Source organism: Zoogloea sp. LCSB751, assembly GCF_002028455.1.
In the GTDB taxonomy this organism is placed as follows: Bacteria; Pseudomonadota; Gammaproteobacteria; order Burkholderiales; family Rhodocyclaceae; genus Zoogloea.
This window is the reverse complement of record NZ_MWUM01000644.1, coordinates 1-235: the sequence shown is the minus strand read 5'-3', so window position 1 is coordinate 235 and position 235 is coordinate 1. Positions and strand designations below refer to the sequence as shown.

General features: G+C 37.9%; 1 protein-coding gene. It reads right to left on the bottom strand.

The annotated features are described in order from the left end of the window. Positions 1-235: S9 family peptidase (locus B4920_RS28025; RefSeq protein ID WP_145954657.1), on the bottom strand; the 235-nt coding region annotated here is incomplete at both ends.

Here is a 235-nt window from a genome sequence, read left to right as displayed (position 1 = left end):
AGAAAGTGCGAAATTTAAAAATTCTTCTCTTGGCATATTAAAGATACTTGTAAATCCACCTAAAAAGTCATATACTCCTCCATTAGCTATGCAGCCTGCAAGTCGATGTTCAAAAGCTGCTGCTCTAGGAGCAAGATACCCGCCTAAACTTTGCCCCCATAAGATAATTCTCTTTGGATCTATTTCCTTTCTTGTAAACAGATAGTCTACTACTGGGGTTATAACTTTCTCGTAG